Source organism: Pelagimonas sp. KU-00592-HH (genome assembly GCF_040369695.1).
Taxonomy (GTDB): Bacteria; Pseudomonadota; Alphaproteobacteria; order Rhodobacterales; family Rhodobacteraceae; genus Shimia.
This window is the reverse complement of sequence record NZ_BAABWM010000004.1, coordinates 23420-49253: the sequence shown is the minus strand read 5'-3', so window position 1 is coordinate 49253 and position 25834 is coordinate 23420. Positions and strand designations below refer to the sequence as shown.

29 protein-coding genes are annotated in these 25834 nt (G+C 61.3%); 16 read left to right on the top strand and 13 right to left on the bottom strand.

Going from position 1 to position 25834, the window contains the following annotated elements:
* The first annotated feature begins 128 nt into the window (after positions 1-128).
* Both ABWV42_RS15620 and ABWV42_RS15615 read left to right on the top strand, forming a co-directional pair.
* Positions 129-431, top strand: coding sequence for a hypothetical protein (locus ABWV42_RS15620; protein ID WP_353340986.1), 303 nt, complete (start codon positions 129-131; stop codon positions 429-431).
* A gap of 5 nt (positions 432-436) precedes the next feature.
* Complete coding sequence (locus ABWV42_RS15615) at positions 437-1105, top strand: helix-turn-helix transcriptional regulator (protein WP_353340985.1); 669 nt, start codon at positions 437-439, stop codon at positions 1103-1105.
* A 10-nt stretch (positions 1106-1115) separates the two neighbouring features.
* Here the strand turns inward: ABWV42_RS15615 and ABWV42_RS15610 are convergent, their stop codons facing one another.
* Positions 1116-1760 carry a Hint domain-containing protein gene (locus ABWV42_RS15610; protein ID WP_255108971.1) on the bottom strand — a complete coding sequence of 215 codons (645 nt, stop codon included), beginning with the start codon at positions 1758-1760 and terminating at the stop codon, positions 1116-1118.
* Between the two features lie 167 nt (positions 1761-1927).
* Positions 1928-2455, bottom strand: a complete 528-nt coding sequence (locus tag ABWV42_RS15605; protein ID WP_255108969.1) for an invasion associated locus B family protein — start codon at positions 2453-2455, stop codon at positions 1928-1930.
* Between the two features lie 166 nt (positions 2456-2621).
* Here ABWV42_RS15605 and ABWV42_RS15600 point away from each other — a divergent pair, with 166 nt between their 5' ends.
* Both ABWV42_RS15600 and ABWV42_RS15595 read left to right on the top strand, forming a co-directional pair.
* Positions 2622-3617, top strand: coding sequence for an asparaginase (locus ABWV42_RS15600; protein ID WP_353340984.1), 996 nt, complete (start codon positions 2622-2624; stop codon positions 3615-3617).
* A complete protein-coding gene (locus ABWV42_RS15595) occupies positions 3575-4012 on the top strand; it encodes a VOC family protein (RefSeq protein ID WP_353341402.1) in 438 nt (145 codons plus the stop codon). The genes ABWV42_RS15600 and ABWV42_RS15595 overlap by 43 nt, the downstream gene beginning before the upstream one ends.
* 128 nt (positions 4013-4140) lie before the next feature.
* Here the strand turns inward: ABWV42_RS15595 and ABWV42_RS15590 are convergent, their stop codons facing one another.
* The 3 genes from ABWV42_RS15590 to ABWV42_RS15580 form a co-directional block, all read right to left on the bottom strand.
* The gene (locus tag ABWV42_RS15590) at positions 4141-4674 is read right to left on the bottom strand and encodes an NADPH-dependent FMN reductase (protein ID WP_353340983.1); all 534 of its coding nucleotides are present in this window, start codon (positions 4672-4674) and stop codon (positions 4141-4143) included.
* A 104-nt stretch (positions 4675-4778) separates the two neighbouring features.
* Positions 4779-5432, bottom strand: coding sequence for a YiaD family glycine zipper/OmpA-like lipoprotein (locus tag ABWV42_RS15585; protein ID WP_353340982.1), 654 nt, complete (start codon positions 5430-5432; stop codon positions 4779-4781).
* Between the two features lie 124 nt (positions 5433-5556).
* A complete protein-coding gene (locus ABWV42_RS15580) occupies positions 5557-6405 on the bottom strand; it encodes a methylated-DNA--[protein]-cysteine S-methyltransferase (protein WP_255108959.1) in 849 nt (282 codons plus the stop codon).
* A 112-nt stretch (positions 6406-6517) separates the two neighbouring features.
* Here ABWV42_RS15580 and ABWV42_RS15575 point away from each other — a divergent pair, with 112 nt between their 5' ends.
* The 7 genes from ABWV42_RS15575 (at position 6518) to ABWV42_RS15545 (ending at position 11829) form a co-directional block, all read left to right on the top strand.
* A complete protein-coding gene (locus tag ABWV42_RS15575; protein WP_353340981.1) occupies positions 6518-7405 on the top strand; it encodes a fatty acid desaturase in 888 nt (295 codons plus the stop codon).
* Between the two features lie 40 nt (positions 7406-7445).
* Positions 7446-8267 carry an ion transporter gene (locus ABWV42_RS15570; RefSeq protein WP_353340980.1) on the top strand — a complete coding sequence of 274 codons (822 nt, stop codon included), beginning with the start codon at positions 7446-7448 and terminating at the stop codon, positions 8265-8267.
* Positions 8268-8302: 35 nt separating this feature from the next.
* Positions 8303-8650 carry a hypothetical protein gene (locus ABWV42_RS15565; protein WP_353340979.1) on the top strand — a complete coding sequence of 116 codons (348 nt, stop codon included), beginning with the start codon at positions 8303-8305 and terminating at the stop codon, positions 8648-8650.
* A gap of 107 nt (positions 8651-8757) precedes the next feature.
* Positions 8758-9306 carry a TetR/AcrR family transcriptional regulator gene (locus ABWV42_RS15560; protein WP_353340978.1) on the top strand — a complete coding sequence of 183 codons (549 nt, stop codon included), beginning with the start codon at positions 8758-8760 and terminating at the stop codon, positions 9304-9306.
* Positions 9303-10145: a sterol desaturase family protein gene (locus ABWV42_RS15555; protein ID WP_353340977.1), complete on the top strand. Its 843-nt coding sequence runs from the start codon at positions 9303-9305 to the stop codon at positions 10143-10145. Before ABWV42_RS15560 ends, ABWV42_RS15555 begins: the two co-directional genes overlap by 4 nt.
* Positions 10146-10195: 50 nt before the next feature.
* Positions 10196-10840, top strand: coding sequence for an endonuclease III (nth, locus tag ABWV42_RS15550; protein WP_353340976.1), 645 nt, complete (start codon positions 10196-10198; stop codon positions 10838-10840).
* Positions 10837-11829 (top strand): adenosine kinase, encoded by a 993-nt coding sequence (locus tag ABWV42_RS15545; protein ID WP_353340975.1) that lies wholly within the window; start codon positions 10837-10839, stop codon positions 11827-11829. The genes nth and ABWV42_RS15545 overlap by 4 nt, the downstream gene beginning before the upstream one ends.
* A gap of 78 nt (positions 11830-11907) precedes the next feature.
* On the opposite strand, the gene ABWV42_RS15540 is transcribed toward ABWV42_RS15545, so the two are convergent.
* Positions 11908-12324 (bottom strand): OsmC family protein, encoded by a 417-nt coding sequence (locus ABWV42_RS15540; protein ID WP_353340974.1) that lies wholly within the window; start codon positions 12322-12324, stop codon positions 11908-11910.
* Between the two features lie 24 nt (positions 12325-12348).
* Positions 12349-13167, bottom strand: coding sequence for a sulfotransferase family protein (locus tag ABWV42_RS15535; RefSeq protein ID WP_255108945.1), 819 nt, complete (start codon positions 13165-13167; stop codon positions 12349-12351).
* Positions 13168-13317: 150 nt separating this feature from the next.
* Between ABWV42_RS15535 and ABWV42_RS15530 the strand changes: the two genes are divergently transcribed.
* Positions 13318-14895 carry a DUF5928 domain-containing protein gene (locus tag ABWV42_RS15530; protein ID WP_353340973.1) on the top strand — a complete coding sequence of 526 codons (1578 nt, stop codon included), beginning with the start codon at positions 13318-13320 and terminating at the stop codon, positions 14893-14895.
* A 93-nt stretch (positions 14896-14988) separates the two neighbouring features.
* Here the strand turns inward: ABWV42_RS15530 and ABWV42_RS15525 are convergent, their stop codons facing one another.
* Positions 14989-15921, bottom strand: a complete 933-nt coding sequence (locus tag ABWV42_RS15525; RefSeq protein WP_353340972.1) for an ABC transporter ATP-binding protein — start codon at positions 15919-15921, stop codon at positions 14989-14991.
* 97 nt (positions 15922-16018) lie between these two features.
* Between ABWV42_RS15525 and ABWV42_RS15520 the strand changes: the two genes are divergently transcribed.
* Positions 16019-16201 (top strand): zinc-finger domain-containing protein, encoded by a 183-nt coding sequence (locus ABWV42_RS15520; RefSeq protein ID WP_255108939.1) that lies wholly within the window; start codon positions 16019-16021, stop codon positions 16199-16201.
* Between the two features lie 74 nt (positions 16202-16275).
* Here the strand turns inward: ABWV42_RS15520 and ABWV42_RS15515 are convergent, their stop codons facing one another.
* The gene (locus ABWV42_RS15515) at positions 16276-16935 is read right to left on the bottom strand and encodes a histidine phosphatase family protein (protein WP_353340971.1); all 660 of its coding nucleotides are present in this window, start codon (positions 16933-16935) and stop codon (positions 16276-16278) included.
* Between the two features lie 208 nt (positions 16936-17143).
* On the opposite strand from ABWV42_RS15515, the gene fdhF reads away from it, so the two are divergent.
* The 3 genes from fdhF to ABWV42_RS15500 all read left to right on the top strand — a co-directional run bounded on the left by fdhF (position 17144) and on the right by ABWV42_RS15500 (position 22155).
* Positions 17144-19918, top strand: coding sequence for a formate dehydrogenase subunit alpha (gene fdhF, locus ABWV42_RS15510; protein ID WP_353340970.1), 2775 nt, complete (start codon positions 17144-17146; stop codon positions 19916-19918).
* Between the two features lie 39 nt (positions 19919-19957).
* On the top strand, positions 19958-20881 hold the full coding sequence (locus tag ABWV42_RS15505) for an HNH endonuclease (RefSeq protein WP_255108934.1): 924 nt from the start codon (positions 19958-19960) through the stop codon (positions 20879-20881).
* Positions 20882-20955: 74 nt separating this feature from the next.
* Entirely contained in the window at positions 20956-22155 is a 1200-nt protein-coding gene (locus tag ABWV42_RS15500) for a hydantoinase/carbamoylase family amidase (protein ID WP_353340968.1), read from the top strand.
* On the opposite strand, the gene ABWV42_RS15495 is transcribed toward ABWV42_RS15500, so the two are convergent.
* The 4 genes from ABWV42_RS15495 to ABWV42_RS15480 form a co-directional block, all read right to left on the bottom strand.
* Positions 22145-22393, bottom strand: a complete 249-nt coding sequence (locus ABWV42_RS15495) for a WGR domain-containing protein (RefSeq protein ID WP_353340967.1) — start codon at positions 22391-22393, stop codon at positions 22145-22147. The two genes, ABWV42_RS15500 and ABWV42_RS15495, sit on opposite strands and share 11 nt — an antisense overlap.
* Before the next feature lie 235 nt (positions 22394-22628).
* Positions 22629-23027 (bottom strand): MAPEG family protein, encoded by a 399-nt coding sequence (locus tag ABWV42_RS15490; protein ID WP_255108924.1) that lies wholly within the window; start codon positions 23025-23027, stop codon positions 22629-22631.
* Positions 23028-23138: 111 nt separating this feature from the next.
* Positions 23139-23843 (bottom strand): response regulator transcription factor, encoded by a 705-nt coding sequence (locus ABWV42_RS15485; protein ID WP_255108922.1) that lies wholly within the window; start codon positions 23841-23843, stop codon positions 23139-23141.
* Between the two features lie 3 nt (positions 23844-23846).
* Positions 23847-25754 (bottom strand): hybrid sensor histidine kinase/response regulator, encoded by a 1908-nt coding sequence (locus tag ABWV42_RS15480; RefSeq protein WP_353340966.1) that lies wholly within the window; start codon positions 25752-25754, stop codon positions 23847-23849.
* Between the last annotated feature and the right edge of the window lie 80 nt (positions 25755-25834).

Sequence of the window (25834 nt, the reverse complement as noted above, 5' to 3'; positions counted from 1 at the left end):
CAGATATACCATTAGCACGAAATTGCAAGAAAACCTGGCAATTTTGGTTTCATGTGTGGCCAACTGACAGACCCTGTCAGTTGGGGGCTGTCATGAGGGCGGCATCACAACTGAAAAGGAGACACGTGATGTCAGTCATCGAAACCGTTCGATTTTCCCTCAACCCCGGCGTTGGTGCCGAAGAGATCAAGATGGCCTGGTGCGGCAGCGAAGGCTTTGTACGCGCGCAGCCAGGGTTTCAGCGGCGGCGGCTTGTCGAGGGGGAAGACGGCACCTGGCAGGATATTGTTGAATGGCAGGACATGGAGAGCGCCAAGGCCGCCAGCGCCGCTTTTGATCCCGAGGCGCATCCGGAACTGGGGCAGTTGATGGCGGCGATTGATCCGGGCACTGTGCAGATGAGCCACGCCACCGTTCACGGAGAAATGTAACCCCGATGCGCCGGACCGATCGTCTTTTTGATCTCATCCAGGTGTTGCGCGATGGACGTCTGCACAAGGCGCAGGACCTGGCGGAGCGGATGGAGGTATCGGTCCGGACCATCTATCGCGACATGGATTCGCTGGTGGCGAGCGGTATCCCCGTCGAGGGGGAGCGCGGCGTGGGATATCTCTTGCGCGCGCCGGTGTTCCTGCCGCCGATGTCCTTCACGCAGATCGAGCTGGAGGCGCTGCACCTTGGGGCGGCGCTTGTGCGGCAGACTTCGGACCCGGAGTTGCAGCAGGCGGCGGCGCGGGTTCTGGGCAAGGTGGATGCGGCGATGCCGGAGCCAGAGGCCGCGCCCGACAGCGGTGTTTCGGTCTATGCCTCGCCCGAGATCGAGGCCGGGTTTGCCCATATGCCGGTGATCCGGTCCGCCATTCGCGGCCGCGAGGTGCTGGCGTTAAAATACAGGCGGCTGGATGGGGTGGGCAGCACGCGGCATGTCTGGCCACTTCAGTTGGAATACTGGGGGCGCGTCTGGACGATGTGCGCCTGGTGCGAGTTGCGCGAAGATTTTCGGGTGTTCCGGGTGGACCGGATCGAGGCGACCCTGCCGACGGGGCGGTTTTACGAGGATATGCCGGGGCGGACACTGCGCGATTACCTCGCGCAGTACGACTAGCCCCTCGGACTTAATGGCGGCGGTGGCTGGCCATCGCGCTTTGGGCCTCAGTCCGGTCAAGACGGCGGCGGGGGGCGCCTCCGGCTCCGGCGAGGTGGGTGAGTTCGGGGAACAGGGCGATCATGGCGTCGCGGGCGGTGCAGGCGAAGGCATCGAGTGAGCCGCCGGGATGCACGCTTTCGACCTGAAGGCCGTCGGCGACGATGATCTCGCTCTGGTCGAACAGTACGAGATGGTATTCCGCGTCGGGCACATAGGTGACCTGTGAGATGCCGTGCCAGCCAACAAGGTGACGGGCCGGGATCAGAACTTCGTGCGAGGCAAAGAGATCTTTGAAGGCCGCGCCGCGCAGCCAGAGGCGTTGATCGGGGGCGACATAGAGATCACGGATCGGGACATTGCGGCCAAGCGCGCCGCGCGGGATTTTCACCGGGGCCTCGTCCGAGGTGAGGTGGCTGTCGACTTGGAGAACGCCGATCCAGCGCACGGTGGCAAGACCGCGATCGCGCGAGACAACGCGGTCTCCGGCCTGAAGGTCTTCGACGGGAATCTCGCCGCGTTGCGTGGCAATCATGGTGCCGCGCAGGACGCACGGCAGACCGGCTGCGGATACGGGTTTGGGTTCAGGCAACGCCTGTTGCGCCTGTAGTTTCACTGCTCTGCCCCCCTTTGACGGTTTGCCCGGCCGTTCGTGCGGCCGATGTCCTCCGTGGGTGTGCCTGTTATATGGGCCCTTTGTGGGTCCCGGTGTGCCCTTACTTTGGGATGCACTTGTTATTCTGGTGCCATCGGGCGCGTGGGCGTCCGGATGGCGGGGCTGACTTACTTACACTGTTTGTCAGCTTCCTCGACGGCGGCGGTGAAGCCGAGCAGCGAGAAGCTGTCTTCGGTCTTGGTGCCGCGGGCCGACATGGCGGTCAGCTTGGCCTTGGAGCCGCGTTTCATGGCGGTGACGATCTTGGCGTCATCGGCGGTCGAGGCAGGCCAGGCCCATTCACCCTCGGTGAACAGTTCGAAGCTCTGGCCGTCGATATTGAGGTTCACGGTCGAGCCGCCCTTGAACGGGTAGCCGCCGGTAAAGCCGACCTGGCCGGCGACATTCACCTCGGGGCGGAAGACCACCATGAACAGGATGTCGGAACGGCGCACGGCCACGACGTTGCCATCCTTGGTGTTCACGCTTTCCTCGGCGGTGGAAACGGCCCAGCATTCCTTGGGGCTGTTTTCCTTGAAAACGCTCCACGAGGTCATCGCGGCGATCTGGTTCGTGCTTGCCTCCTGCGCATGCGCAGCGAATGCACCCAGTGCCATCGTTGCCGTGGCAACAAGTTTCACAAGACGTGATCCCATATAAACAGCCTCCAAGCTGTGCTTTGCCTCTGGTTGTTCCGTCTCGGGCTTGTTGCCCGTTTTTGTCCCGCGGAACATTTCTTTCTCGATACAATCATATTAGCCTGATTTGGCCAGTGGGGAAAAGACCTGTTGGCACAAATTTGCCCATATGAACGAGTGAAACATGACTGAACCTGTCCCGATGGTAGAGCTTTGGCGCGGACCGTTCCTTGAAAGTGTGCATCGCGGCCACGCGGTGGTGTGCGACGCGAGTGGCCAGATTGTCGAAGCCTGGGGCGATCCCGAGGCTGTTGTGCTGCCGCGATCGTCTTCGAAGATGCTTCAGGCGCTGCCCCTGATCGAAAGCGGGGCGGCGGATGCGGCGGGGCTGACAGACGAGCAGCTGGCACTGGCCTGTGCCTCGCATAACGGGGCCGAGATCCATTCGGTTCGGGTGAAGGCATGGCTGGAGGACCTTGGGTTCAGCGACGAGGATTTCCGCTGTGGCCCGCAGGAGCCGCGCGATATCGAGGCGCGGGACGCGCTGATCCGCGAAGGCAAGCCGGTGTGCCGCTATCACAACAACTGTTCGGGCAAGCATTCGGGGTTCCTGACGCTGACCAGACACCTTGGCGCGGGGCCGGAATATGTTGATCCCGACCATCCGGTGCAGGTGGCGGTGAAGGCGGCCTTTGAAGAGGTCACGCAGGAGGAGACGCCGGGGTTCGGGATTGATGGCTGCTCCGCCCCGAACTTTGCCACCACCATGCACGGCATGGCGCGTGCGATGGCCTTCTTCGCGGCGGCCGATCGCGAGGGGAACACGCGCGAAAGGGCGGCGGCGCGGTTGCGCGATGCGATGGCGGTCTATCCCGAACTGGTGGCGGGCGAAGGGCGGGCCTGTACCGAACTGATGCGGGCGATGGATCACAAGGTGGCGGTGAAAACCGGGGCCGAGGCCTATTTCATCGCGATCATTCCCGAAAAGAAGATGGGCGTGTCGGTCAAGGTGGTCGACGGTGGCACCCGCGGTGCGGAATGCGTTATGGCGGCAATCCTCGTGCGTTTGGGCGTGCTGGACACGGCCCATCCGACGGCGCAGAAGTTCGTGAACGGGGCGATCCGTAATTGGGACGGATTGGTCACCGGGCGCATGAAGCCGACGGCGGCCCTGTTGTGAAGTCGGTGCTGTCGTCGCTTGATCACCTCGTGCTGACCGTCGCCGATGTGGCGGCAACGCGCGCGTTCTATTGCGATGTGCTGGGCATGGAGGCGGAAGAGTTCCGCCCTGCTGACGGGACGGTGCGCTGGGCTTTGAAGTTCGGGGCGCAGAAGATCAATCTGCACCAGAGCGGGGCCGAGTTCGAGCCCAAGGCGGCGCGGGTGATGGCGGGATCGGCCGACCTGTGTTTCCTGAGCGAGGTGCCAGTTGCGGAGTGGCAGGCGCATTTGGCGGCCAAGGGCATCGAGGTCGAGGAAGGCCCGGTGCGCCGGACGGGGGCGACGGGGCCGATCCTGTCGGTCTATCTGCGTGATCCGGATGGCAACCTGATCGAGGTCAGCAACCGGATTTAGCGGGTACTTCTTGAGATAGAGATGAAGAGTCGAGGGCTGTGCCTGCCTGGGCGGGCGCAATTGCGCCTGCCGGGGGGCAGGCAGGCGCAGCCCGGCGGGAGCGCCGGGCGGACCTGTGCTGTGCGGCTCTAGCGGGCGATTTCGGCGCGTAGGGTGTCCATCAGCGCGGTCAGGTTCTTGACGTAGCTATCGGCGATGCGGCCATCCTCGTCGAACTGGCTGCCGGAGGCGGCAACCATGACTTCGGGGCCGTTCACGACGCGGGCGCGGAAAGGGGCCATGGCAAGGCGCAGGTTGTTGTGGGCGCGGGCACCACCTGCGCGACCGGCCGCTGCCGTCATCAGGGCGACGGGCTTGTCGGTCCAGGGTTTCACGTCGGCGCGGCTGGCCCAGTCGAGGGCGTTTTTCAGAACACCGGGGATGCCGCTGTTATATTCGGGCGAGGAAATCAACACCGCGTCTGCCTCGGCGATCTGCTGCACGAGGGTCTGCGCGGCGGCGGGCAGGCCGGAGGCCTCTTCGAGGTCGCCGTCGTAAAGCGGCATGTTCAGATCTGCTTCGACATAGGTGGCATCGCCGAACAGGCGGGCCGCCTCGCGCAGGAGTTTGCGGTTGGTGGACTCGCGGCGCAGGGCACCGGACAGGCCGAGAAGTTTGGTCATGGGGAAATCCTGTTCGCTGTTGTCTGATCAGAACCTATGACGGGCGAGTAGGAAAACAACAGGGGCCTGCCGCGCAGACCCCTGTGCAGGAATGCAGAGGTGGATCAGGTCGCGTTCGGAAGGATCACGATCTCGACGCGGCGGTTCTGGGCCTTGCCGTCCTCGGTCAGGTTCGAGGCGATGGGCTGGTTCTCGCCACGGCCGATGGTCTGGATGCGGTCGAAATCGACGCCGGCTTCCATCAAGCGGTCGGCCACGGCTTCGGCGCGGCGTTCGGAGAGATCCTGATTGTGTTCGGCAGAGCCGGTGTTGTCGGTGTGGCCGATCACCTGCACAACCGAGTCGGGATACTTCTGAAGGCTGCGGGCGACGGCGACCAGATCGTCGGACAGGGCTGGGCTGACATAGGCGCTGTCGGAGTCGAACAGGATGTCCTGTGGCAGGGTGACGATCAGGCGATCGCCGGTGTTTTCGATGGTGACATCGTCATCCAGTTCGCTGCGCAGCTCGGCCTCTTGCTTGTCGAGGTGGTTGCCGATCAGGGCGCCCGCACCGGCCCCGATCACGGCGCCCTTGAGGGCATCGCCGCCCGTGACCTTGGCGGCGCCGGCCCCAAGCAAGCCACCCAGCAGGGCGCCCTGTTTGGTCTGGCGATAGCGGTCGCGCTCGCCCGCGTCACCGGTCACGTAACCGGGATCGGTACAGGCGGCCAAGCCACCGAGCGCGAGGGCGAAAAGGGGAAGGGTGATACGTTTCATGACTGCTGCCTCGTTTTGACTGTCGTTGCCGTCTTTTGCGGCCTTTCTTCCAATATAGGCGAACAGATGCCATCCCCCAAAGGTTTAGAGGGGGAAAAATAGGCGGATTTCGGCAAATTGGGGTCTATTCCGCGTCTGCGCGCGCCCCTTCATAGGCCAAAAGGCAGCGTTTGACCGGCAGTCCCCAGTGATAGCCGCCCAGCGCGCCGGATTTGCGCAGCGCCCGGTGGCAGGGGATCAGCCAGCTGACCGGGTTGCGGCCGACGGCGGTGCCAACCGCACGCACGGCACGCGGCATACCGATCGACTGGGCGATTTCCGAATAGGTGCTGACCTGCCCCGAGGGGATGCGCATGAGGGCTTCCCAGACCTTGATCTGCAGCGGCGAGCCGATCATGTAGAGCGGCGTCTTGTCGAGGGCGGCGCTGTCGGTCTGGTAGGCCGCAAGCACCCAGGGGCGCAGGAACATCGGATCTTCGACAAAGGTGGCCTTGGGCCAGCGCGACACGAGATCCTGCATCGCCCATTCCTCGCCGGTTTCCGAGGCAAAGCCGATGCCGCAGATGCCCTTTTCGGTGCCCATCACGAGGGACAGGCCGAAGGGGCTGTCGAACCAGCCCCAATAGATGGTCAGACCCGCGCCCTTGCGGGCGTATTCGCCGGGGCTCATGGCTTCCCAGCGCAGGAACAGATCGTGCAGGCGGCCCGACCCGGAGAGACCCACAGAGTTCGATGTTTCCAGCGTGGTGAAGTGATCGTGCAGCAGGGCCTTGGCATGGCCGAGGGTGAGGTATTGCTGGTATTTCTTGGGGCTGACGCCGGCCCACTTGGTGAAGAGGCGCTGGAAATGGGCCGGGCTCATGTCCATCGCGCGGGCGAGATCTTCGAGCGACATCGACTCGCCGCCCTGATCGATCAGGTCGATGGCGCGGCGCATGACGTTGAAATGATAGCCTTCGGTCATGTCGTTCATGGAAGCTCTCCTCGCTGCTTTTCCTGACAATAGGTGCGTGGCGGGCGCAATTCGACCCGATTGTTGCGCTTTTGACTTTGACCCGCTGGGCCAAGATGGCGTTACTGGGCGCATGGACCACAAGACGTTTCTGAAATCCCTTCCCGCCGAGGTGTCCGGGGCTTTGACGCGGCGCAGTGATGCGGCGGGTCTGCGGCATCTGGTGGCGCATCTGGGGTTGATTGCCCTTGCGGCGGTCTGGATCGCATCGGGCGGCCCGCTGTGGTGGGCGGTGGTGCCGGTGCAGGGTGTCATGATCGTTTTCCTGTTCACGCTCGAGCATGAGGCGACACACAAGACGCCCTTTGCCAGTGAGGCGCTGAACGAGTGGGTGGGCCGGTTCTGCGGCCTGCTTCTGCTGTTGCCGTTCGAGTGGTTCCGGTATTTCCACCTTGCGCATCACCGGTTCACCAACATCCCTGGCAAAGACCCGGAACTGGCCGATTATGACCGCAAACTTGACGCCTGGGGGCCGTTCCTGTGGCACGTGACGGGGTTGCCGTACTGGGGATCGCTGGCGAAACAGCTTTGGGTCAATGCGCGCGGGCGGGCGGATGCGCCCTATCTGCCCGAGCGGGTGAAGCCGCGCCTGAAACAAGAGGCGCGGATCATGCTGGGCCTTTACCTTTTGCTGGCGCTGAGCCTGTTGGTCACGCCGGTGGTGTTGTGGGTCTGGGTGTTGCCGGTGCTGGTCGGACAGCCGTTTCTGCGGCTCTACCTGATGGCGGAACATGGGCGCTGTCCGAAGGTGGCGAACATGTTCGACAACACGCGCACGACCTATACCAACGCGATTGTCCGCTTTCTTGCCTGGAACATGCCCTACCACACCGAGCATCATGTTTTCCCCGCGGTGCCATTCTACAAGTTGCCGGAATTGCATGGGGTGATGAAGGCGCATCTGCTGCATGAACAGACGGGATACGCGGAATTCACCAAGGAGACGATCAAAGGCTTCTGAGCCTGTTGTCGTATGCACGGACCTGCCCCATATACGCCCCATGACACAGGCCCCTGATTCCCCCGTTTCGAGCTTGCGCGACCGCATTGGTGCGGTTCTGGATCGCGCGATTGTCCGCAATGTCATCCTTGGCGTGATCCTGTTCAACGCGATCATCCTTGGGTTGGAAACTTCGCCCGCCGTGATGGCGCAGGTTGGCGGGCTGATCCATTTCCTTGACGTGATCTGTCTGACGATTTTCGTGGTCGAGATCGTGGCCAAGCTGTTCGTGCACCGGATGCGGTTCTGGCGAGACGGTTGGAACATCTTCGACTTCATCATCGTGGCGGTGTCTCTTGTGCCAGCGGCCCAAGGGCTTTCGGTGCTGCGGGCGATGCGTATCCTGCGTCTGTTGCGGGTGGTGTCGGTTGCACCGTCGCTGCGCCGCGTGATCGAGGGGCTGATCAACGCCCTGCCGGGGATGGGATCGGTGTTCCTTCTGATGGGGCTGATCTTCTATATCGGCGCGGTGATGGCGACCAAGCTGTTTGGCGAGTTGTTCCCTGAGTGGTTCGGCACCCTTGGCCAGTCGATGTATTCGCTGTTCCAGATCATGACGCTGGAAAGCTGGTCGATGGGGATCGTTCGCCCGGTGATGGAGGTTGCGCCCTACGCCTGGGCGTTTTTCGTGCCCTTCATCCTTGCCACGACCTTTATCATCCTGAACCTCGTGGTGGGTCTGGTGGTGAACTCGATGCAGGATGCACACCACGCCGAGGCGGACGAGCGCACCGATACCTACCGTGACGAGGTGCTGAACCGTCTGGGCGAGATCGAAGCGATGCTAAAGGCCCAGGCACGAGACAAAGACACGCAAGCGTGACTTGTGAGCCGCATGGCCTGCCGTATGGTGGGGCCATGCGATACCTGATCCCTTTTCTTCTTTTAGCCACGCCCGCGTTGGCGGAGTTTCCCGTTGTCGAGTCCGCGAAGGCGCAGAAGGCGGGGTCGGGATGGCGCTATGACGTGACGCTAAGCCACCCGGACACGGGATGGGAGCACTATGCCGATGGCTGGCGGGTGGAAACGCCCGAGGGTGAGGTGCTTGGGGTGCGCGAGTTGCTGCATCCCCATGTGACCGAACAACCCTTTACGCGCTCCTTGTCGGGCGTGGTGGTTCCGGAGGGGCTCAAAACGGTGCACATCCGGGCGCGCTGCAATCTTGATGGGTGGTCTGACACGGTGTTTGTGCTGCCGCTGGAGTAGACAGCCGCCGCGCAAGTTTGAAAAAATAACCTTTGATTACCGTGCTTTGCACGGTTTTGCTTTGCGTATTATTGACATTTTTGTCTCGAATGAGACATTTGTGTATCATGATGAGTAAAACAGAAACATCCATAATCGAAGCGGGCTTTGCTGTCTTTGCGGCGAAACCCACCGCCACCCTTGCCGATGTGGCCGAGGCCGCCGGTGTTGGCCGTGCCACCCTGCATCGCCATTTCAAGGGCCGCGAGGACCTGATGATCGCGCTTGCGCATCGGGCGATGGAAGAGCTGGACGCGGCTGTCGAGGCCGCGACCAAGAACGCCACCAGCTATACCGAGGGCCTGCGCCTTGCGCTTGAGGCGATGATCCCTCTGGCCGAACGGCAGATGTTCCTCGAGAAAGAGCCGCTGGACAACGTGCCGTCGATTGCCGAGGCGCGAAAACGCGACGCGCTCGAGCTTGCCGAAGCTGTTGAAGAGGCCAAGGCCGAAGGCGGGTTTGCACAGGATGTGCCGACGCCCTGGATCGTGCAGGCCTATGAAAACCTGCTGTTCGCCGCGTGGACCATGGTGCGCGACGGTGAGGCAACCCATCGACAGGCAGCGGCGCTGGCCTGGCGCACCCTTCAATCCGGCGTACGGGGAGGCACGGCATGACATCCGAAACCTTTACCACTCTGGCCACCCAGATCGACGAGGTGTTCTTTCTGATCGGCGCGGCCATCCTGTTGATCGAGATCGCCGAGGCCGCCTTCAAGGGCACTTTCCGCCGCAAGACATTCTTTGAGATGATCGCCAGCGCTTCGACGCAGATCCCCTATCTGCTGATCGAGATCACGCTGATGACCTTTGCCTACGGGGTTCTGTTCGTGCTGAGCGCGACGTTCATATCTTGGCAGATCCCGACCACCTGGGTGACGGTTGTGGCCGCCATCGCGCTGGCCGATTTCACCTATTACTGGGAGCACCGGATCGCCCACGAGGTGCGCCTGCTGTGGACACAGCACGCGGTGCATCATTCCTCGCGGGATTATAACATCATCACCGGCATCCGGTTTGGCCCGCTGGAAAGTCTGTGGTCGCTGATCGCCCATGTGCCCATGGTCCTGATCGGGTTCAGCCCTGAAGTGGTCCTTGGATCGGCCCTCGTGGTGCTGGCCTACCAGACCTGGCTGCACACCGAGCTGATCGGCAAACTGGGTCCGTTGGAGTGGGTGCTGAACACCCCGTCGCACCACCGGGTGCATCACGGCAGCGATGCTAAGTACCTTGATCGCAACTATGGTGGCATCACCATCATCTGGGATCGCCTGTTCAACACCTTCCAGGTGGAAGAAGAGCGGCCGCGCTATGGGCTGACCACCGATTTCGACAGCCAGAACCCGATCAAGGTGTGGTTCTCGGAAATCCCGGCGCTGGTGCGTGATCTGCGACGCGCGAAAGCGGGGCGTGAAGTCTGGCACTATCTGTTCTCCGGACCCGGCTGGAAACCCTGAGCCGTGCATTGCCCCTTGCCGGGTCAACCGGCAAAGGGCATACCGCACACATGGCCAAGCAAATTGATTATCATACAATCCGCGAGATCTTTACGCGGTTCCAGGCAGCCGAAGCCGAGCCCAAGGGCGAGCTGGACCACGTCAACGCCTTTACGCTGGTGGTGGCGGTGGCCCTGTCTGCGCAAGCCACCGACAAGGGCGTGAACCGCGCCACGGCCGAACTGTTCAAGATCGCCGACACGCCCGACAAGATGCTGGCGCTGGGCGAAGAAGGGGTGATCGAACACATCAAGACGATCGGTCTCTACCGGAACAAGGCAAAGAACGTCATCAAGCTGTCGCGCATCCTTGTTGAACAATACGGCGGTGAAGTTCCCTGTTCGCGGGCCGCGCTCGAGAGCCTGCCAGGCGTCGGGCGCAAGACGGCAAACGTGGTGCTGAACATGTGGTGGCACTATCCGGCACAGGCCGTGGACACCCATATCTACCGGTTCGGCAACCGCTCGGGCGTGTGTCCGGGCAAGGACGTGGTCGCGGTTGAACGCGCCATCGAAGACAATATACCTGTGGATTTCCAACTCCACGCTCACCACTGGATGATTCTGCACGGACGCTATGTCTGCAAGGCGCGCAAACCCCTGTGCGGCACCTGTCTCATCCGTGATCTCTGCATGTTTGAGGACAAGAACCTATGAGCAAGACCTACAAGGTTGTCGGCATCGGCAACGCCATCGTGGATGTGCTGACCACGGCGGAAGACACTTTCCTTGAGATGATGGGCATCGAAAAGGGCATCATGCAGCTGGTCGAGAAGGACCGCGCCGAGGTGCTTTACGGCGCGATGGACAACCGCAAGCAGGCCGCCGGTGGTTCGGTCGCAAACACGCTGGCGGGGATCGGCAAGTTGGGTCTGAAAACCGGCTTTGTCGGGCGTGTGCATGATGACGCGCTGGGCCATTTCTATGCCGACGCGATGGAGATGGACGGCACCCGTTTCGTGAACCCGCCGGTGGCGGGCGGCGAACTGCCGACCTCGCGCTCGATGATCTTCGTCTCGCCCGATGGCGAGCGATCGATGAACACCTACCTTGGCATTTCCGCCGAACTTGGCCCCGAGGACGTGGACGCCGCCGTGGCCGCCGATACCGAGATTGTCTTCCTCGAGGGCTATCTGTTCGACAAGGACAAGGGCAAGGAAGCCTTTATCGCGATGGCCCGGGCCTGCCGCGCCGCGGGCGGCAAGGCGGGGATCGCGATTTCCGATCCCTTCTGTGTCGAGCGGCACCGCACCGATTTCCTGATGCTGATCGAACACGAGCTGGACTATGTCATCGGCAACGAGGACGAGATCAAATCGCTGTTCGAGACCGATGACCTCGAAGCGGCGCTCGAGAAAACCGCCGCGATCTGCCCGCTTGTGGCCTGTACCCGCTCGGGCGATGGCGTCTCGATCATCCAGAACGGTGTTCGGGTCGACGTGCCGGTCGAAAAGATCATCCCGGTGGATGCCACCGGTGCCGGCGACGGTTTTGCCGCCGGTTTCCTGTTTGGCCTCGCCACCGGCGCCGACATCCGCACCTGTGGAGAGATGGGCTGTACCGTGGCCGGCGAAGTGATCCGCCACATGGGCCCGCGCGCCGACCGCAACCTTCAGGCCCTGTTCCGCGACAAGGGGCTGCTCTAAGCGCCCCTGTCTTCTTCTTGGAAAAATACCCCGGGGTGAGCCCGCAGGGCGAGGGGCAGAGCCCCTTTCTCGCGGGGCTTACTCGGTGTCCACCACTTCAAAGTCGTGAGTAACCTCTGCCGTGGCCGCCATCATGGCCGAGGCCGAGCAATACTTGTCGACCGAAAGCGCGATGGCCTTTTCGACCTGGGCTTCACCGACACCACGGCCCTTGACGATGAAATGCAGGTGGATGCGGGTAAAGACCTTGGGGTCGGTCTCGGCGCGGTCGGCGTCAACCTCGACCTGCACGTCCTCGATGCGCTGGCGCTGTTTCTCGAGGATCGACACCACGTCATAGGCCGAACAGCCCGCGGTGCCGAGCAGCAAAAGCTCCATCGGGCTCGGGCCGGGGGTGCCGCCTTCGCCGTGGCTGGTGCCCAGAACGATGCTGTGGCCCGTGCCCGAGGTGCCGACAAAGCTGCGGCCCTCGGCCCATTTGATCCGTGCTTTCATGGTGGTCTTCCTGACTACGGGGCCTTAGTCGCCCAGCTTTGCGTGGACTTCTTCAAGGTCGATCTCGCCGATCGGCATCTTGTTGGACGGGTCTTCGAAATCGTATTTGAACAGATCGAAATCGCGTTTGTAGATTTCGTAGACCAGATGCATCGACAGGTCGTCGAAATAGTCTTCAACCGGGTGGGCACGCTTGGGGCCGTGGCCTTCGGATTCGTTGAATCGCGGGATGGCGTTGATGTCGACCTCGGCCTTGGTGTCGATGGCGTCCAGCACCGATTGCATGCCGTCGTTGAACTTTTCGGTCCAGAAGATGTTGTCGTACCGCCCGCCGTTCACGATGAAGGTCGAGACGTGGCCGGACATGGCCGACCAGTGGATGTCGGGGTCCATCGGGCGACGCCAGCGGATGGTGTCGCGGGCGAACAGCAGGAAGCGGCGGAAGCTCTTGATCTGGTCGAACTCCTGCTTGCCGTCATCGCCACCGACCTCGATGCCGTATTTCTGGATCAGCATCGGCACGAGATTGCCGCGGTAACGTTTGCCGTTGCGCTGGATGCCGCAGATCTTGTCGAAGAAGGACGACAGGATGCGGGTATAGGGGTTGCGCACGCAGGTGAAGGCGTAAGAGCCGTGTGACTGCACGTTGCGCGTGATCGGATCCTGGCTCGCGTCGATGGCCCACTTGTGCATGCCGCCGGTGGCATCGTGAATATCGCCGTCAAAAAATTCGCCGTGATCGGAATAATACATGATCTGACCGATGGTCGAACACGCGCATTTGGGAACAACGCGGTAAACCACGCTTTCGCTTTCGGTCATCCAGGTGCCGGGAAAGCCCATATCTCAATTGCCTCCAGTATCACCGTGATCCGGACATTTCGGCCACAGTTTGGTTTGCCCGTAAAAAAGCAAAGAAAGTCTGTTTATTCAACGTCCGTTCAGCATTATTGAGATAAACAATCAATGTAAAACGGGGTGTTGGTTTCCAATATGGCAAAAATCGCCTTTATTCTTCTGTGTCATAAGGACCCCGAGGCGATCGTAAAGCAAGCTCAGATGCTGACTGCGGCGGGGGATTATATTTCGATCCACTTCGACGCGCGCGCCAAGAAAGAGTATTTTCAGCTCATCCAGGACGGTCTCGCCGACAATCCGAACGTGGCCTATGCGACCAAGCGGATCAAGTGCGGCTGGGGTGAATGGTCGCTTGTAGAGGCCACGCTTTATGCCGTCGAAGCCGCGGTCGAGGCCTTTCCGCGTGCCACCCATTTCTACATGCTGTCGGGCGATTGCCAGCCGATCAAGACGGCGGACTATATCCATGACTATCTCGATGACAACGACTGCGACGTGATCGAGAGTTTTGATTTCATCGAAAGCGACTGGATCAAGACCGGGATGAAGATGGATCGCCTGATCTATCGTCACTGGTTCAACGAACGGACCCAGAAACGGCGGTTCTATGCCTCCTACAATCTTCAGAAACGTCTTGGCCTGACGCGCGAGATCCCGCCGGACATCCAGGTGCAGATCGGATCGCAATGGTGGTGTCTGCGGCGCCAGACCATCGAGGCGGTGCTGGAGTTCACCCGCAAGCGCAAGGATGTGATGCGGTTCTTCCGCACGACCTGGATTCCCGATGAGACGTTTTTCCAGACCATCGTGCGCCACCTTGTGCCCGAACGGGAAATCCGCACCCGCACGCTGACCTTCCTGATGTTCACCGATTACGGGATGCCGCTGACCTTCTACAACGATCACTATGACCTGTTGCTGAGTCAGGACTACCTGTTTGCCCGCAAGATCAGCCCCGAGGCGCTGGACCTCAAGCAGCGGCTGGCCGATCTGTTTACCGCCAAGGACGTGCGGTTCCAGATTTCGGCGGAAGGGCCGAGCCTGTTCAAGTTCCTGACCGGTCGCGGCCGGATCGGGCGGCGGTTTGCCTCGCGGTTCTGGGAGACGGAATCGACGCTTGGGCGGGACCGCGAATTGCTGATCATCGTCTGCAAGAAGTGGCACGTCGCCAAGCGGCTGACCGAGAATATCGCCCAGACCACGGGGCTGGCGGCGATTGCCTATCTGTTCAACGAAGAAAGCACGCCACTGCCCGATCTTGGCGGCATTCAGGCCACGCTGGGCAAGCGGACGCGCCACCGCCGGGCGCTGATGCGGATGCTGTTTGACTATTTCGATACCAACCGGCTGGTGATCTGTCTTGATCCCTCGTCGGTGGACTTGCTCTATGACTTCTTTGGCGACCGCTCCGGCACGCGTCTGCTTGAGCTTGAGTGCAAATTTTCCGATGAGTACCTCGTCGGCCATGCCTCGCGGATTGGTCTGGCGGGATCGCAGACCCCGGCCGAGACGATCCAGCGCCTGTTGCCGACCATCCGTCAGGATATTGTTCTGGAAGGCGACCGCATTCGCGATGCAAACTTCGAAAACCACGTGCGGATGCGCGAAGGCGACGATGTGGCGGACCACGTTGCGGCTTTGAAAGAGTTCCTGTCGATCAATGACGAGGCGGCAGAGAAACTTGCGAAGACACAACACCTTTTCGCGGATTGATCGCGCGGGAAAGCGGGCAATCATTTTCCGATCTAACGAGCCGATAGGGGGACGCCCGGCGGCACCGCCGGGCTGCAATGATCGGCTGTTGTGTCAGCGGCTTGAGGTGAGGGACAGGAAGACGTCTTCGAGATCGGCCTGTTCGGTTTTCACGTCACGGATGCGGATACCGGCGCTGTGGACGGCTTCGAGCACGGCTTCGGCGGTGATCTTGCTGGCCTCGTAACTGAAGGCGAGGGTGCCATCGTCGCGGCGGCAGGCGCTCAGGCCTTCTATCTCGGGCAGGGTCTCGGGGCGGTCCATCGGGTCGATCACCATGGTCTTGCGGTCGATCTGGCCCAGAAGATTGCGCGTACTGTCGCGGGCCACCAGTTCGCCGTGGTTGATGATGGCGATCTCGTCACACATTTCCTCGGCTTCCTCGAGATAGTGGGTGGTGAGGATGATGGTCATGCCGCGGTCGCGGTTCAGCTTGCGGATGTTGGTCCAGAGCATTTGGCGCAATTCGATGTCGACGCCCGCCGTGGGTTCGTCGAGCACGAGGATCTGCGGATGGTGGACCAGCGCCTTGCCCAGCAAAAGGCGACGACGCATGCCTCCAGACAGGGTGCGGGCATAGGCCTCGGCCTTGTCGGAAAGGCCGATCATTTCGAGGATCTCGTCAGAGCGGCGTTGAGATTTCGGGACACCGTACAGTCCGGCCTGCACTTCCAGCGCGCCTCGGGGAGAGAAGAACGGGTCGAGGTTCAGCTCCTGTGGCATGACGCCGATGGCGGCCCGCGATTGGCGCGGGTTCTGGTCCTGGTCGAACCCCCAGATGTTCACGCTGCCCGCGCTTTTGGTGACAAGACCGGCCATGATGTTGATCATGGTCGACTTTCCGGCACCATTGGGGCCCAGCAGGCCAAAGATCGACCCGGCGGGAATATCAAGGTCGATGCCCTTGAGAGCGTGTTTCTCGGGTTCTCCCTTGCTGCCACGGTAGGTCTTTTTCAGGCCGCGAATCTCGATGGCGTTCTGCGTCATGGCTGCTCTTGCTCCCGGGGCTTTGATCGCTCATATTCGCGCATAACGAAACCGGTGCGAATGAACAACCGGAACGACATCAGAAGGACGATAGGCAATGACGACTGAAGCGCCCGAAACCAAGATCGTAGACAGCTACAAGGTGGCCTGTGACGGCGGCGAAGGCGCGCTTGGCCATCCCCGCGTCTACCTGCAAATTCCCGCCGAAGAGGGGTTTGTCGAATGCCCCTATTGCGATTGCAAATACATCCATCGCGATTTCGCCGACAAGGCAGCCTGATCAAGCCCTTTAGCGGCGCATCTGAAAGACACGGGCAGACCCCCTGACGGGGTTTGCCCCTTGGTGCCTGCGGCTCAGAGGTGGGTCTGGGCGTATTGGCGATCCGGCGCTTCGAGGTGGGCAACGCCGTTGAACTGAACCAGCAGCGGTTGCTCCAGCACCATCTGCCAGCGATGCACCGAGGTGTTCATGATCGCGAGGCACATCTTGGCCCAGCCCTGCACATCAAGAGACAGGGTCTGGCGCAGGACCATGCCGATCAGCCCCCCCGACGTGACCACCAGTGCGCGGCCCTGACCGGCGGCAATTTCGGCCATGACATCGCGGACCCGCGATTCGAACTGGGCATAGGTTTCCGGCGCGCCTTCGATCTCTCCACGTTCCCATGCGCCCAGCACGGTTGGCAGGTGTTCGACAAAGCCTTCGCGCTCGGACGGGACCGACAGGCCGTGCTGTTCTTCCATCAGCTGGGACAGGGTGAAGTAGGTGAATTCATTGAGACGTTCGTCGCGGACGATGGTCGCGTGGGCCTCGGCCCCCATGCTGCTGGCGGTCTCAATATGGCGGGTCAGCGTGCCGCAATACACACGTTGAAACCGGTCCCCCGTGGCCTCCATATGCGCCCCCAGCCAGCGCGCCTGTTGATGGCCGAGGTCGGACAGGCGGTCATAGGAGATTTCATCGCGGGCATCGGTGTTGGCCTGACCGTGGCGAACAAGTGTAATGTGGGGCATCGGGATATCCTTTGACTATGCCCCTTGCCTAAGCCAGCGGGCGACGCGCGGAAAGGGCAAATGCGCCGCCAAGTGCCGCGTGACGCATCGGAATTTCCGGTGTGCAAAGGTGTGCCGCTTGGCGCAAATATACCCCGGCCTGTCGGATTGAGCGACTCGGCCAAGCGCGACGCTGGGGTATGGTGGCGCGGAATCCATGGAGACACGCATGTCCGAAACCATCAAATTCACGCTGGACGGGGAAACCGTCGAAGCCAACCCCGGAGAGACCATCTGGGAAGTCGCCAACGGCCGTGGTCTGGTCATTCCGCATCTGTGCCACAAGCCTGCGCCGGGCTATCGCCCTGACGGTAACTGCCGCGCCTGTATGGTCGAGATCGAGGGCGAACGTACCCTTGCCGCCTCCTGTATCCGCGAGCCGCAGGAGGGCATGGTGGTCACCACCAACAACGCCCGCGCCACCAGTGCCCGCAAGATGGTCATGGAAATGCTCGTGGCGGACCAGCCCGAGAAGGCAGAGGCGCACGACAAGTCGAGCCATCTTTGGGACATGGCCGAGCTGAACGGTGTCGAGGAAAGCCGTTTTCCGAAGCTGGAAGAGGGCCGTATCCCGCTGTTGGATGACAGCCATGTCGCGATGCGCGTGAACCTGGATGCCTGTATTTCCTGTGGTCTCTGCGTGCGGGCCTGCCGCGAAGTGCAGGTGAACGACGTTATCGGCATGGCCGGCCGTGGCCATGATGCCTATCCGACTTTCGACATCATGGACCCGATGGGCCAGTCGACCTGTGTGGCCTGTGGCGAATGTGTTCAGGCCTGCCCGACCGGCGCGCTGATGCCGGCCACGGTGATGGATGACGTCCAGGTTGGCGACAGCAAGGATTACGATAGCGAAACCGAAAGCGTCTGCCCGTTCTGCGGTGTGGGCTGCAAGGTGTCGCTCAAGGTGAAGGACGGCAAGGTCAAGTATGTCGAGGGCATCAATGGCCCGGCGAACGAAGGTCGCCTCTGTGTCAAAGGCCGTTTCGGGTTTGACTATATCCACCACCCCCACCGCCTGACCAAGCCTCTGATCCGCCGTGATGACGCACCGGCCAAGGGCCTGAACGTCGATCCGGGCAACCTGTCGACCCACTTCCGCGAAGCATCGTGGGAAGAGGCGATGGACCTGGCCGCCAAGGGCCTGATGAAGCTGCGCGAGGAAGATCCGCGTTCGGTGGCGGGCTTTGGCTCGGCGAAATGCACCAACGAAGAGGCCTATCTCTTCCAGAAGTTCATCCGCCAGGGGTTCAAGCACAACAACGTCGACCACTGCACCCGCCTGTGCCACGCTTCTTCGGTGGCGGCGCTGATCGAGAACGTGGGTTCGGGCGCCGTGACCGCGACCTTCAACGAGATCGAAAACGCCGACGTGGCCATCGTGATCGGGTCTAACCCGATCGAGAACCACCCGGTTGCCGCGACCTACTTCAAGCAGTTCACCAAGCGTGGCGGCAAGCTGATCGTGATGGATCCGCGCGGTGTGGGCCTGCGTCGTTTTGCAACCGAGATGGTTCAGTTCCGTCCCGGTGCCGACGTGTCGATGCTGAACGCGATCATGAACGTGATCGTCGAGGAAGAACTCTACGACAGCCAGTATATCCACCGCTGGACCGAGAATTGGGACGCCGAGAAAGAGCACCTGAAGCAGTTCACCCCGGAGAAGATGTCGGAAATCTGCGGCGTCAGCCCCGAGCAGCTGCGCCGCGTGGCGCGCACCTTTGCCGGTGGCAAGGCAGGCCTGATTTTCTGGGGCATGGGCGTATCGCAACACATCCACGGTACTGACAATTCGCGCTGTCTGATCTCGCTGGCGCTTATGACCGGCAATGTCGGCAAGCCGGGGGCAGGTCTGCACCCGCTGCGCGGCCAGAACAACGTACAGGGCGCGTCGGACGCGGGCCTGATCCCGATGTTCCTGCCGGACTATCAAACCGTGACCTCGGACGAGGTGCGCGAAAAGTTCACGCAGGTCTGGGAGTCGGAGGACTTCTCGAACGAGAAGGGCCTGACCGTGACCGAGATCGTGGACCAGGCCTATGCCGGCAACATCAAGGGCATGTACATCCAGGGTGAGAACCCGGCGATGTCGGACCCGGACGCCGATCACGCGCGGGATGCCTTTGCCAAGCTGGAGCTGATGATCGTGCAGGACATCTTCCTGACCGAAACGGCGAACTATGCCGATATCATCCTGCCGGCCTCGGCGCTGTATGAAAAGAACGGCACCGTGTCGAACACCAACCGCCAAGTGCAGCGTGTGCGGCCCGCGGTGACGCCTCCGGGTGAGGCGCGCGAGGACTGGTCGATCACGGTCGAACTGGCGCAGCGCATTGGTCTGAACTGGGATTACACCGATGTGAGCCAGGTCTTTGACGAGATGAAGAAGACCATGAAGTCGCTCGACAACATCACCTGGGAGCGTCTCAAGACCGAGACCATCACCTATCCGTCGCTGCACGAGACCGATCCCGGTCAGGCGATCGTGTTCGGTGATGGCTTCCCGCGTCCCGAGGGCCGTGCCCGCTTTACCCCGGCTTCGGTGATCCCGCCGGATGAGGCGCCGGATGAAGAGTTCCCGATGATCATGACCACCGGGCGTCAGCTGGAACACTGGCACACCGGGTCGATGACCCGCCGCTCGAAGGTGCTGGATGCGGTCGAGCCGGAAGCGAACTGTTCGCTGAACCCGCGCACGCTCAAGCTGATGGGGATCGAGCCGGGCGAGATGATCCGCCTGTCGACCCGCCGTGGCTCAATCGAGATCATGGCGCGCGCCGACCGCGCGATTGCCGAGGACATGGTGTTCGTGCCGTTCGCCTATGTGGAAGCGGCCGCCAACATCCTGACCAACCCGGCGCTGGACCCTTATGGCAAGATCCCCGAGTTCAAGTTCTCGGCAGTGAAGGTCGAGAAGATCGAGGGCCAGATCGCGGCGGAATAAGCTCTTGAAAATCATAGCCATAGGGCGTTCTATCGCCCTATGGCCAATTCAGTTTTCATTCAAAACCCAATTTCGATTTACGACGATCGCCCTGGCATCGCCTACCACTTTCCCAAGATTTACCTTCGTCGCGTTGAAGAATGCCTAGGTGATTGGGTTATTATCTATGAAGGAAAAAAGGGTGCTCTTGGTTACACGTCAGTTGTAAAGATTGACGCGATTGTCGAAGATCCTTCGAAGCCGAACCACTATTTTGCAGTCTTTGAAGAAGGCACCCAGTGGGAATTTGAACAAACAGTACCACGCAACAATCCATTTGGGCTGGCCTATGAGCACAGTCTAAGAGGTCATGACGGCTCTGCAATGTCCGGTGGTGCGAGCGTTTCAGCGGTTCGTCGCATATCATTTGATGAGTTTTCATCCATTGTGAGTGCGGGCTTGAAGCCACTGGAAGGGCCGAACGCATTACCGCGCGAGGCAATGTTTGATGCCCAAGGCTCCACTGGTTTCGCGGATGGTCAGGCGCCGTTTGTCGGCCCGCTATTGCAAGAGTTTCGAAAGGAAGTTTTGACGTCCCGGCCGGCGCGAGACCAGTCTTTCGCCCGAGCGGTCAAAGCCGCATATCAAGGACGCTGTGCAATATCCGGTCTGGACTTGAGGAACGGAGGTGGTCGCGCTGAAGTTCAGGCCGCGCATATCAGACCAGTCAAAGACAAGGGTCCCGACATAGTCATAAACGGTTTGGCGCTCTCAGGAACTGTCCATTGGATGTTTGACAGAGGTCTCATTTCAGTAGGGGAGAACTTCGAGATTTTGGTTTCCGAAAACAAAGTTTCGTCTGAAGTTCGAGGCCGGCTAATCGCTCCTGGCGGCAAGTTGTTTCTACCTAGAAACCCTCGGCATCATCCTCACCCAGAGTTTCTAAAATACCATAGAGAGAATATTTTCGGAGCTGCAGCTTAAGTCACGACTGTTACGGAGATTGCGGGTGCCTCCGGCGGGAGTATTTTGGGGCGCATTGAAGAGAGGGTGTGGTCATGAAAGTGGATTCGGCGCGGTTTCTTGCGGATTTGCATGGCTTGCGGCAGTTCGGGGCATCTGGTGTCGGCAAGGGCGTGGTGCGGCCGGCGTTTTCCGAGCCGGACGTGGCGGCGCGACGGTGGTTGATGGACCGGATGCAGGCGGCGGGACTGTCGGTGCATGTTGATCCGGTGGGGTCGGTCTGGGGACTGGCCGAGGGGCCGTCCTTGTTGTTGGGATCGCATAGTGACAGCCAGCCGGAAGGCGGATGGCTGGACGGGGCGCTTGGGGTGATTGCGGCGCTCGAGATCGCCCGCGCGGCGCAGGAGGCCGGTGGGCCGGCGGTGTCGGTGGTCTCGTTCCAGGACGAGGAAGGCCGGTTTGGCGTGACCACGGGCAGCGCGATCTGGGGCGGCGTCCTGCCGCTCGAGACGGCGGATGCGCTGACCGATCGTGACGGGGTGCGGTTTGCGGATGCGCGGGCCGCCATGGCGGATATGGCTGGGGAATTTGTGGATCCGGGCCGGTTCACCGGTTTTATCGAGATGCATATCGAGCAGGGTCCCTGGCTGGATCAGGCGGGTGAGACGATTGGTGTGGTGACCGACATCGTGGGTATTCGTGACATGCGGATCACCCTTGAGGGCGAGCAGAATCACGCGGGCACCACACCGATGCACCTGCGCCGGGACGCGGTTCAGGGGATGGTGGAGTTTGCCACGCGGTTGAACGCGGCACTGGCCGGGGTGGTCACGCCGGAGACGGTCTGGACCATTGGCCATGTGAACGTGCATCCGAATGCTTCTTCTATTGTGCCGGGCAAGGTGACGTTCTCGATGCAGTGGCGCGACGCCGAGACGGCGCGGTTGCAGGAGATGGAGGACATCATTCGCAGCCTTGCCGAGGAGGTTGCCGGGGCGCGGGGGCTGGATTTGAGTTTCGGGCCGATGTTGGGGCTGGAGCCGGTGGCGATGGATGACCGGCTGCGCGGGGCCTTGGCCGAGAGCGCCGAGCGGCAGGCCGCGGGGCGGTGGCGCGAGATGCCTTCGGGGGCGCTGCATGATGCCACCAACGTGGCGCGGCACATGCCGGTGGCGATGTTGTTCGTGCCGTCGATCAACGGCATCAGCCATGCCTTTGCCGAGGATACGGCAGAGGCCGATCTGGTGACGGGGCTGGAGGTTCTGGCTGGCGCGGTGGCGCGGCTTACGAACTGATCAGCGCGCGGTCGCTGCGGCTGTAGCCACGGCGCAGGGCGCGGTTGCGAAACCGGTCGGCGGCCCGTGAGGCATCGAGCAGGTTGCCGAAGAGGTCGATGCGCGACACCGGTTTGCCGCCGGAAATACCCCATTCGCGCAGAACGGAGACTTCGTTGAAGAGGTTGAAGGCGATCTCGACGCGGTAGTAACGCGGGCGGGCCGCGCGGCTGCGTCGATAGAGAATGCAAACAGGCATGGGGTGAGTCTATTGCACCGCGAATCCGGGTGCAATAGAGACTGAATGCGAGACTAATTCACCTTAAATGAAGATTTTTCGATCTGCCGCCCCGTGGCGCGACGCTTGCATTCCGGGCGTGCCGATTTGCGCGGCTTGAGGGCGAAGCCCTGTTCCTTGCCTAAGTTCAAAAAAGGCCCCCATGACCAGAGAGGGGTTCATGGGGGCAGAGGGAGTGAACCCTTGTGGGAGGAGCTCAGATCACTCCGAAAACGCGCAGGGCCAGACCGATCGTGGAGAAGGCCGCCAGCGCGAATGCCAGCGTGCGCAGGACCACGATGCCCAGCACGTAAATTATGTAGTGAGCGATAATTCCGATGAAGAAGGTCATCGCCAGAATGCCGGGATAGCCATCCTCGGGCATCTTGATCATCGCGAGAATGGCCAGCGGGGCGAACGCGGCGAAAGCTTCAACTGAAACCAGATGCGCGCGTTGCGCCCGCTGAGCCCATGCCGATTGTGGCGTGGCGTCAGGATCGTAGTTCGCAAGTGCGCCCATCAGACCGCGCACCATGATCCGATCCAGGATGTAGGGCACCCATGCCACGGCGATCCACAATGCGGTAAGGGCTGTGTACTGCTCGAGACTGCTCATAGTTGTTTCCTACCTGTCTGCACGGGTAGGATAACATAATATGGGGGATTTACCTACATTTTGTTGTTTTTGAGGTTCTGAGATCAATTTATGGGGGTGTTTAGGGCGATCTCAACCCCAGGAAACATCCCCCAGAAAGATATAGCCGGCACCGTATATCGTCTTGATAAGGCGGGGGTTCTTGGGATCTTCCTTGAGCTTGGTGCGCAGGCGCGAGATGCGCACATCCATGGCGCGGTCAAAGCTCTCACCGGCGGCACCACCAAGGGTTTCCTGCATGTGCGCCCGGCTGATCAGGCGTTTGGGGCTGTCAAGGAACAGGCGCAGGACTTCGCCTTCGGCATGGCTGAAGGTGGTTTCGGTGCCGGTCTCATCTTCCAGCACGTAGCGGTCGAAATAGGCGGTCCAGCCGTTGAAGCGCGCGGTGTTGCTCGAGGCGGGTGAGGCCGGGCGTTCCTTGCGCAGACGGGCGCGGACGCGGGCGACCACTTCGGCAGGATCGAAGGGTTTGATGATATAGTCATCGGCCCCAAGTTCGAGGCCGGTAACCCGATCCTGTACCTGTGCGCGGCCCGAGATGATGATCACTGCGGCCCCCTGTTCAAGTGCCAGACGGTGCACAAGGGTCAGGCCGTCCTTGTCGGGCAGGCCGAGATCCACGAGGCAGACATCGGGCGTGGTGGTTTGCAGGGCCGCTTCGAATTCGGTTGCACGGCCAAAGCCCATGGTGCGAAAACCCGCGTCTTCGAGCGCATCGGCGAGCATCGAGCGGATTTCGGGTTCGTCATCAAGAATGGTCACGAGCGGAGCGGTCATGGGTCACCTCGCATGCAGGAAGGCATCAAGCTGTCCGGCGCTGAACGGTTTTGACAGAACAGGGGCACGGGCAGCCCCCTCGATATAGAGGGGGTGGGTCTGCGGCAAGGAGGTCATCAGGAAAGATGGCACCCCGTCGCTTGGCAATGTGCGGATCAGGTCTACGCCGGTGGCTTCACCTTCAAGGGAAATATCCGACAGGACAATCGAGATGTCGGGCACCTGCGCCAGCAGGATCTGGGCTTCGTCGACGCTGGCGGCTTCGATCACGGTGTGGCCCATCTCGGTCAGCATGTCCCGGATCAAGCCACGAAGGTCGGGGTTGTCCTCGACCAGCAGGGCAAGGCCGGGTGTTGAATCACGCTTGGCACGGCGCAGCGGCAGGCGCAGGGTCACGCAGCCGCCAACATCGGTGTTTTCCAGCCGCACCTCGCCGCCCGCCAGTTTGGTCACGTCATAGACCATGGCAAGACCAAGGCCCGATCCCTCGCTGCCCTTGGTGGTGAAGAACGGATCAAGCGCGTGTTTCAGGGCTTCTTCGGAAAAGCCCGTCCCGGTGTCACAGACCCGCAGTTGCACCCAGGTGTCGTGAACAATGTCGGCGTCGAGCGTGATAGCCCCGTGGCCGGTGCAGGCATCGCGCGCGTTCAGGACAAGATTGAGTAGCGAATCCTGCAACATGCCGGGATCGACAAGCAGGGTTTCGTTGGGAATGCGGTCATTGATGGTCAGCGATATGCCCGCCGGAAGGGTTGATGTAGCCAGCGTGTTCAGGTCGGCAAAGAAGGCGGCCATGTTGGTGGGCTGCATTTCCGGTGCGCGGTGGCCTGTCATGTCGGCGATGCGGTTGAGCAGGGTTCCGCCGCGATGGGTTGCGGCCAGCGTGGCTTCGACCAGTTCGCTGGCGTCTTCCGACAGGGGCATCTTCTGAAGTTTCGACTGCATCCCGAGGATGATTGTCAGCAGGTTCGAGAAATCATGCGCAAGGCCGCTTGTCATCTGCGCGGCGATTTCGCGGCGCCGGGTCTGTTGCAGGGCGACGCGGGTCTGGGTTTCCTCGGTGATGTCCATCGACAGGATATAGACGCCCCGTTCCTCGCCGGTTCCGCTGTCAGGGGTAAAGGCGGTGCGGATGCGCCGCGTGCTCATGTGGTCGTTGAATTCAAATGCCGAGGCCTTGCCCTTGAAAGCATCGTCGAGATGCGGGCGAATGGCCTTGTAGGCGGAGTCGCCAAGGGCGTCGCGAATATGCTGGCCGATGATGTTAGAGGGCCGGCCCGGCATCACGGAATTCAGCCTGCGGTTGGAATAGGTGTAGCGCCGGTCAGGGCCGACATGGGCGATATGCGCCGGCATCATCTCGGTGGTCAGGCGGGTGCGGGCCTCGGAAATCGAGATCTGGCGCTTTGCCTCTTCCAGCGCGGTGATGGTTGATTCGAGCTGTCGGTTGGTGGCCGAAAGCTCTTCGGCGTATTGCAGCAGCTGATCCGAGAGTTCCTCGGAGCGCGAGCGCAGCAGCAACTCCTGCCTACGGGTGGCGGTGATGTCGGTGTAAACGGCGACCCACCCCCCTTCGGGCAAGGGGAAGCCCTCGATACTGACCCAGCGGCCGTTTGACCGCTGACGTTCCACATAGTGCGCTTCGAATGCGAGGGCCTGATCAACCTTGCCTTGAACGAAGGTTTCGATGTCTTCGATCTCGCCGTATTCTCCGCGCTCCGTAAGGTAGCGTATGGTCTCTGCAAAATCGGCACCGGGTGTCGCCAAATGGCTGGGAAGACGGAACATTTCCCGAAATCGTGCATTGGAAACGGCCAGTTTCAGATCGCTGTCATAGATCGAAAGCGCCTGTTGGATCAGGTTCAGGCCGGCCATTGTCATGGCCTGAATCGTGCCGGAAGTGGCGGGCATTTTCAGGTCCTCCTTCACTATGGCTAACACCGGTTTCACGGGAACGAAAAGCAGGAAATGTGCCCTGTTACAATTCGTAA

What these genes read in the sequence shown, in the direction of transcription:
- ABWV42_RS15570 (WP_353340980.1), top strand. Translation starts at nt 7,446, where the DNA reads ATGACACAGGCCCCTGATTCCCCCGTTTCGAGCTTGCGCGACCGCATT.
- ABWV42_RS15600 (WP_353340984.1), top strand. Translation starts at nt 2,622, where the DNA reads ATGACTGAACCTGTCCCGATGGTAGAGCTTTGGCGCGGACCGTTCCTT.
- ABWV42_RS15480 (WP_353340966.1), bottom strand. Translation starts at nt 25,754, where the DNA reads ATGCCCGCCACTTCCGGCACGATTCAGGCCATGACAATGGCCGGCCTG.
- ABWV42_RS15590 (WP_353340983.1), bottom strand. Translation starts at nt 4,674, where the DNA reads ATGACCAAACTTCTCGGCCTGTCCGGTGCCCTGCGCCGCGAGTCCACC.
- ABWV42_RS15575 (WP_353340981.1), top strand. Translation starts at nt 6,518, where the DNA reads ATGGACCACAAGACGTTTCTGAAATCCCTTCCCGCCGAGGTGTCCGGG.
- ABWV42_RS15500 (WP_353340968.1), top strand. Translation starts at nt 20,956, where the DNA reads ATGAAAGTGGATTCGGCGCGGTTTCTTGCGGATTTGCATGGCTTGCGG.
- ABWV42_RS15540 (WP_353340974.1), bottom strand. Translation starts at nt 12,324, where the DNA reads ATGAAAGCACGGATCAAATGGGCCGAGGGCCGCAGCTTTGTCGGCACC.
- ABWV42_RS15620 (WP_353340986.1), top strand. Translation starts at nt 129, where the DNA reads ATGTCAGTCATCGAAACCGTTCGATTTTCCCTCAACCCCGGCGTTGGT.
- ABWV42_RS15580 (WP_255108959.1), bottom strand. Translation starts at nt 6,405, where the DNA reads ATGAACGACATGACCGAAGGCTATCATTTCAACGTCATGCGCCGCGCC.
- nth (WP_353340976.1), top strand. Translation starts at nt 10,196, where the DNA reads ATGGCCAAGCAAATTGATTATCATACAATCCGCGAGATCTTTACGCGG.
- ABWV42_RS15485 (WP_255108922.1), bottom strand. Translation starts at nt 23,843, where the DNA reads ATGACCGCTCCGCTCGTGACCATTCTTGATGACGAACCCGAAATCCGC.
- ABWV42_RS15495 (WP_353340967.1), bottom strand. Translation starts at nt 22,393, where the DNA reads ATGCCTGTTTGCATTCTCTATCGACGCAGCCGCGCGGCCCGCCCGCGT.
- ABWV42_RS15605 (WP_255108969.1), bottom strand. Translation starts at nt 2,455, where the DNA reads ATGGGATCACGTCTTGTGAAACTTGTTGCCACGGCAACGATGGCACTG.
- ABWV42_RS15490 (WP_255108924.1), bottom strand. Translation starts at nt 23,027, where the DNA reads ATGAGCAGTCTCGAGCAGTACACAGCCCTTACCGCATTGTGGATCGCC.
- ABWV42_RS15515 (WP_353340971.1), bottom strand. Translation starts at nt 16,935, where the DNA reads ATGCCCCACATTACACTTGTTCGCCACGGTCAGGCCAACACCGATGCC.
- fdhF (WP_353340970.1), top strand. Translation starts at nt 17,144, where the DNA reads ATGTCCGAAACCATCAAATTCACGCTGGACGGGGAAACCGTCGAAGCC.
- ABWV42_RS15585 (WP_353340982.1), bottom strand. Translation starts at nt 5,432, where the DNA reads ATGAAACGTATCACCCTTCCCCTTTTCGCCCTCGCGCTCGGTGGCTTG.
- ABWV42_RS15615 (WP_353340985.1), top strand. Translation starts at nt 437, where the DNA reads ATGCGCCGGACCGATCGTCTTTTTGATCTCATCCAGGTGTTGCGCGAT.
- ABWV42_RS15565 (WP_353340979.1), top strand. Translation starts at nt 8,303, where the DNA reads ATGCGATACCTGATCCCTTTTCTTCTTTTAGCCACGCCCGCGTTGGCG.
- ABWV42_RS15535 (WP_255108945.1), bottom strand. Translation starts at nt 13,167, where the DNA reads ATGGGCTTTCCCGGCACCTGGATGACCGAAAGCGAAAGCGTGGTTTAC.
- ABWV42_RS15555 (WP_353340977.1), top strand. Translation starts at nt 9,303, where the DNA reads ATGACATCCGAAACCTTTACCACTCTGGCCACCCAGATCGACGAGGTG.
- ABWV42_RS15525 (WP_353340972.1), bottom strand. Translation starts at nt 15,921, where the DNA reads ATGACGCAGAACGCCATCGAGATTCGCGGCCTGAAAAAGACCTACCGT.
- ABWV42_RS15505 (WP_255108934.1), top strand. Translation starts at nt 19,958, where the DNA reads ATGGCCAATTCAGTTTTCATTCAAAACCCAATTTCGATTTACGACGAT.
- ABWV42_RS15530 (WP_353340973.1), top strand. Translation starts at nt 13,318, where the DNA reads ATGGCAAAAATCGCCTTTATTCTTCTGTGTCATAAGGACCCCGAGGCG.
- ABWV42_RS15520 (WP_255108939.1), top strand. Translation starts at nt 16,019, where the DNA reads ATGACGACTGAAGCGCCCGAAACCAAGATCGTAGACAGCTACAAGGTG.
- ABWV42_RS15560 (WP_353340978.1), top strand. Translation starts at nt 8,758, where the DNA reads ATGATGAGTAAAACAGAAACATCCATAATCGAAGCGGGCTTTGCTGTC.
- ABWV42_RS15545 (WP_353340975.1), top strand. Translation starts at nt 10,837, where the DNA reads ATGAGCAAGACCTACAAGGTTGTCGGCATCGGCAACGCCATCGTGGAT.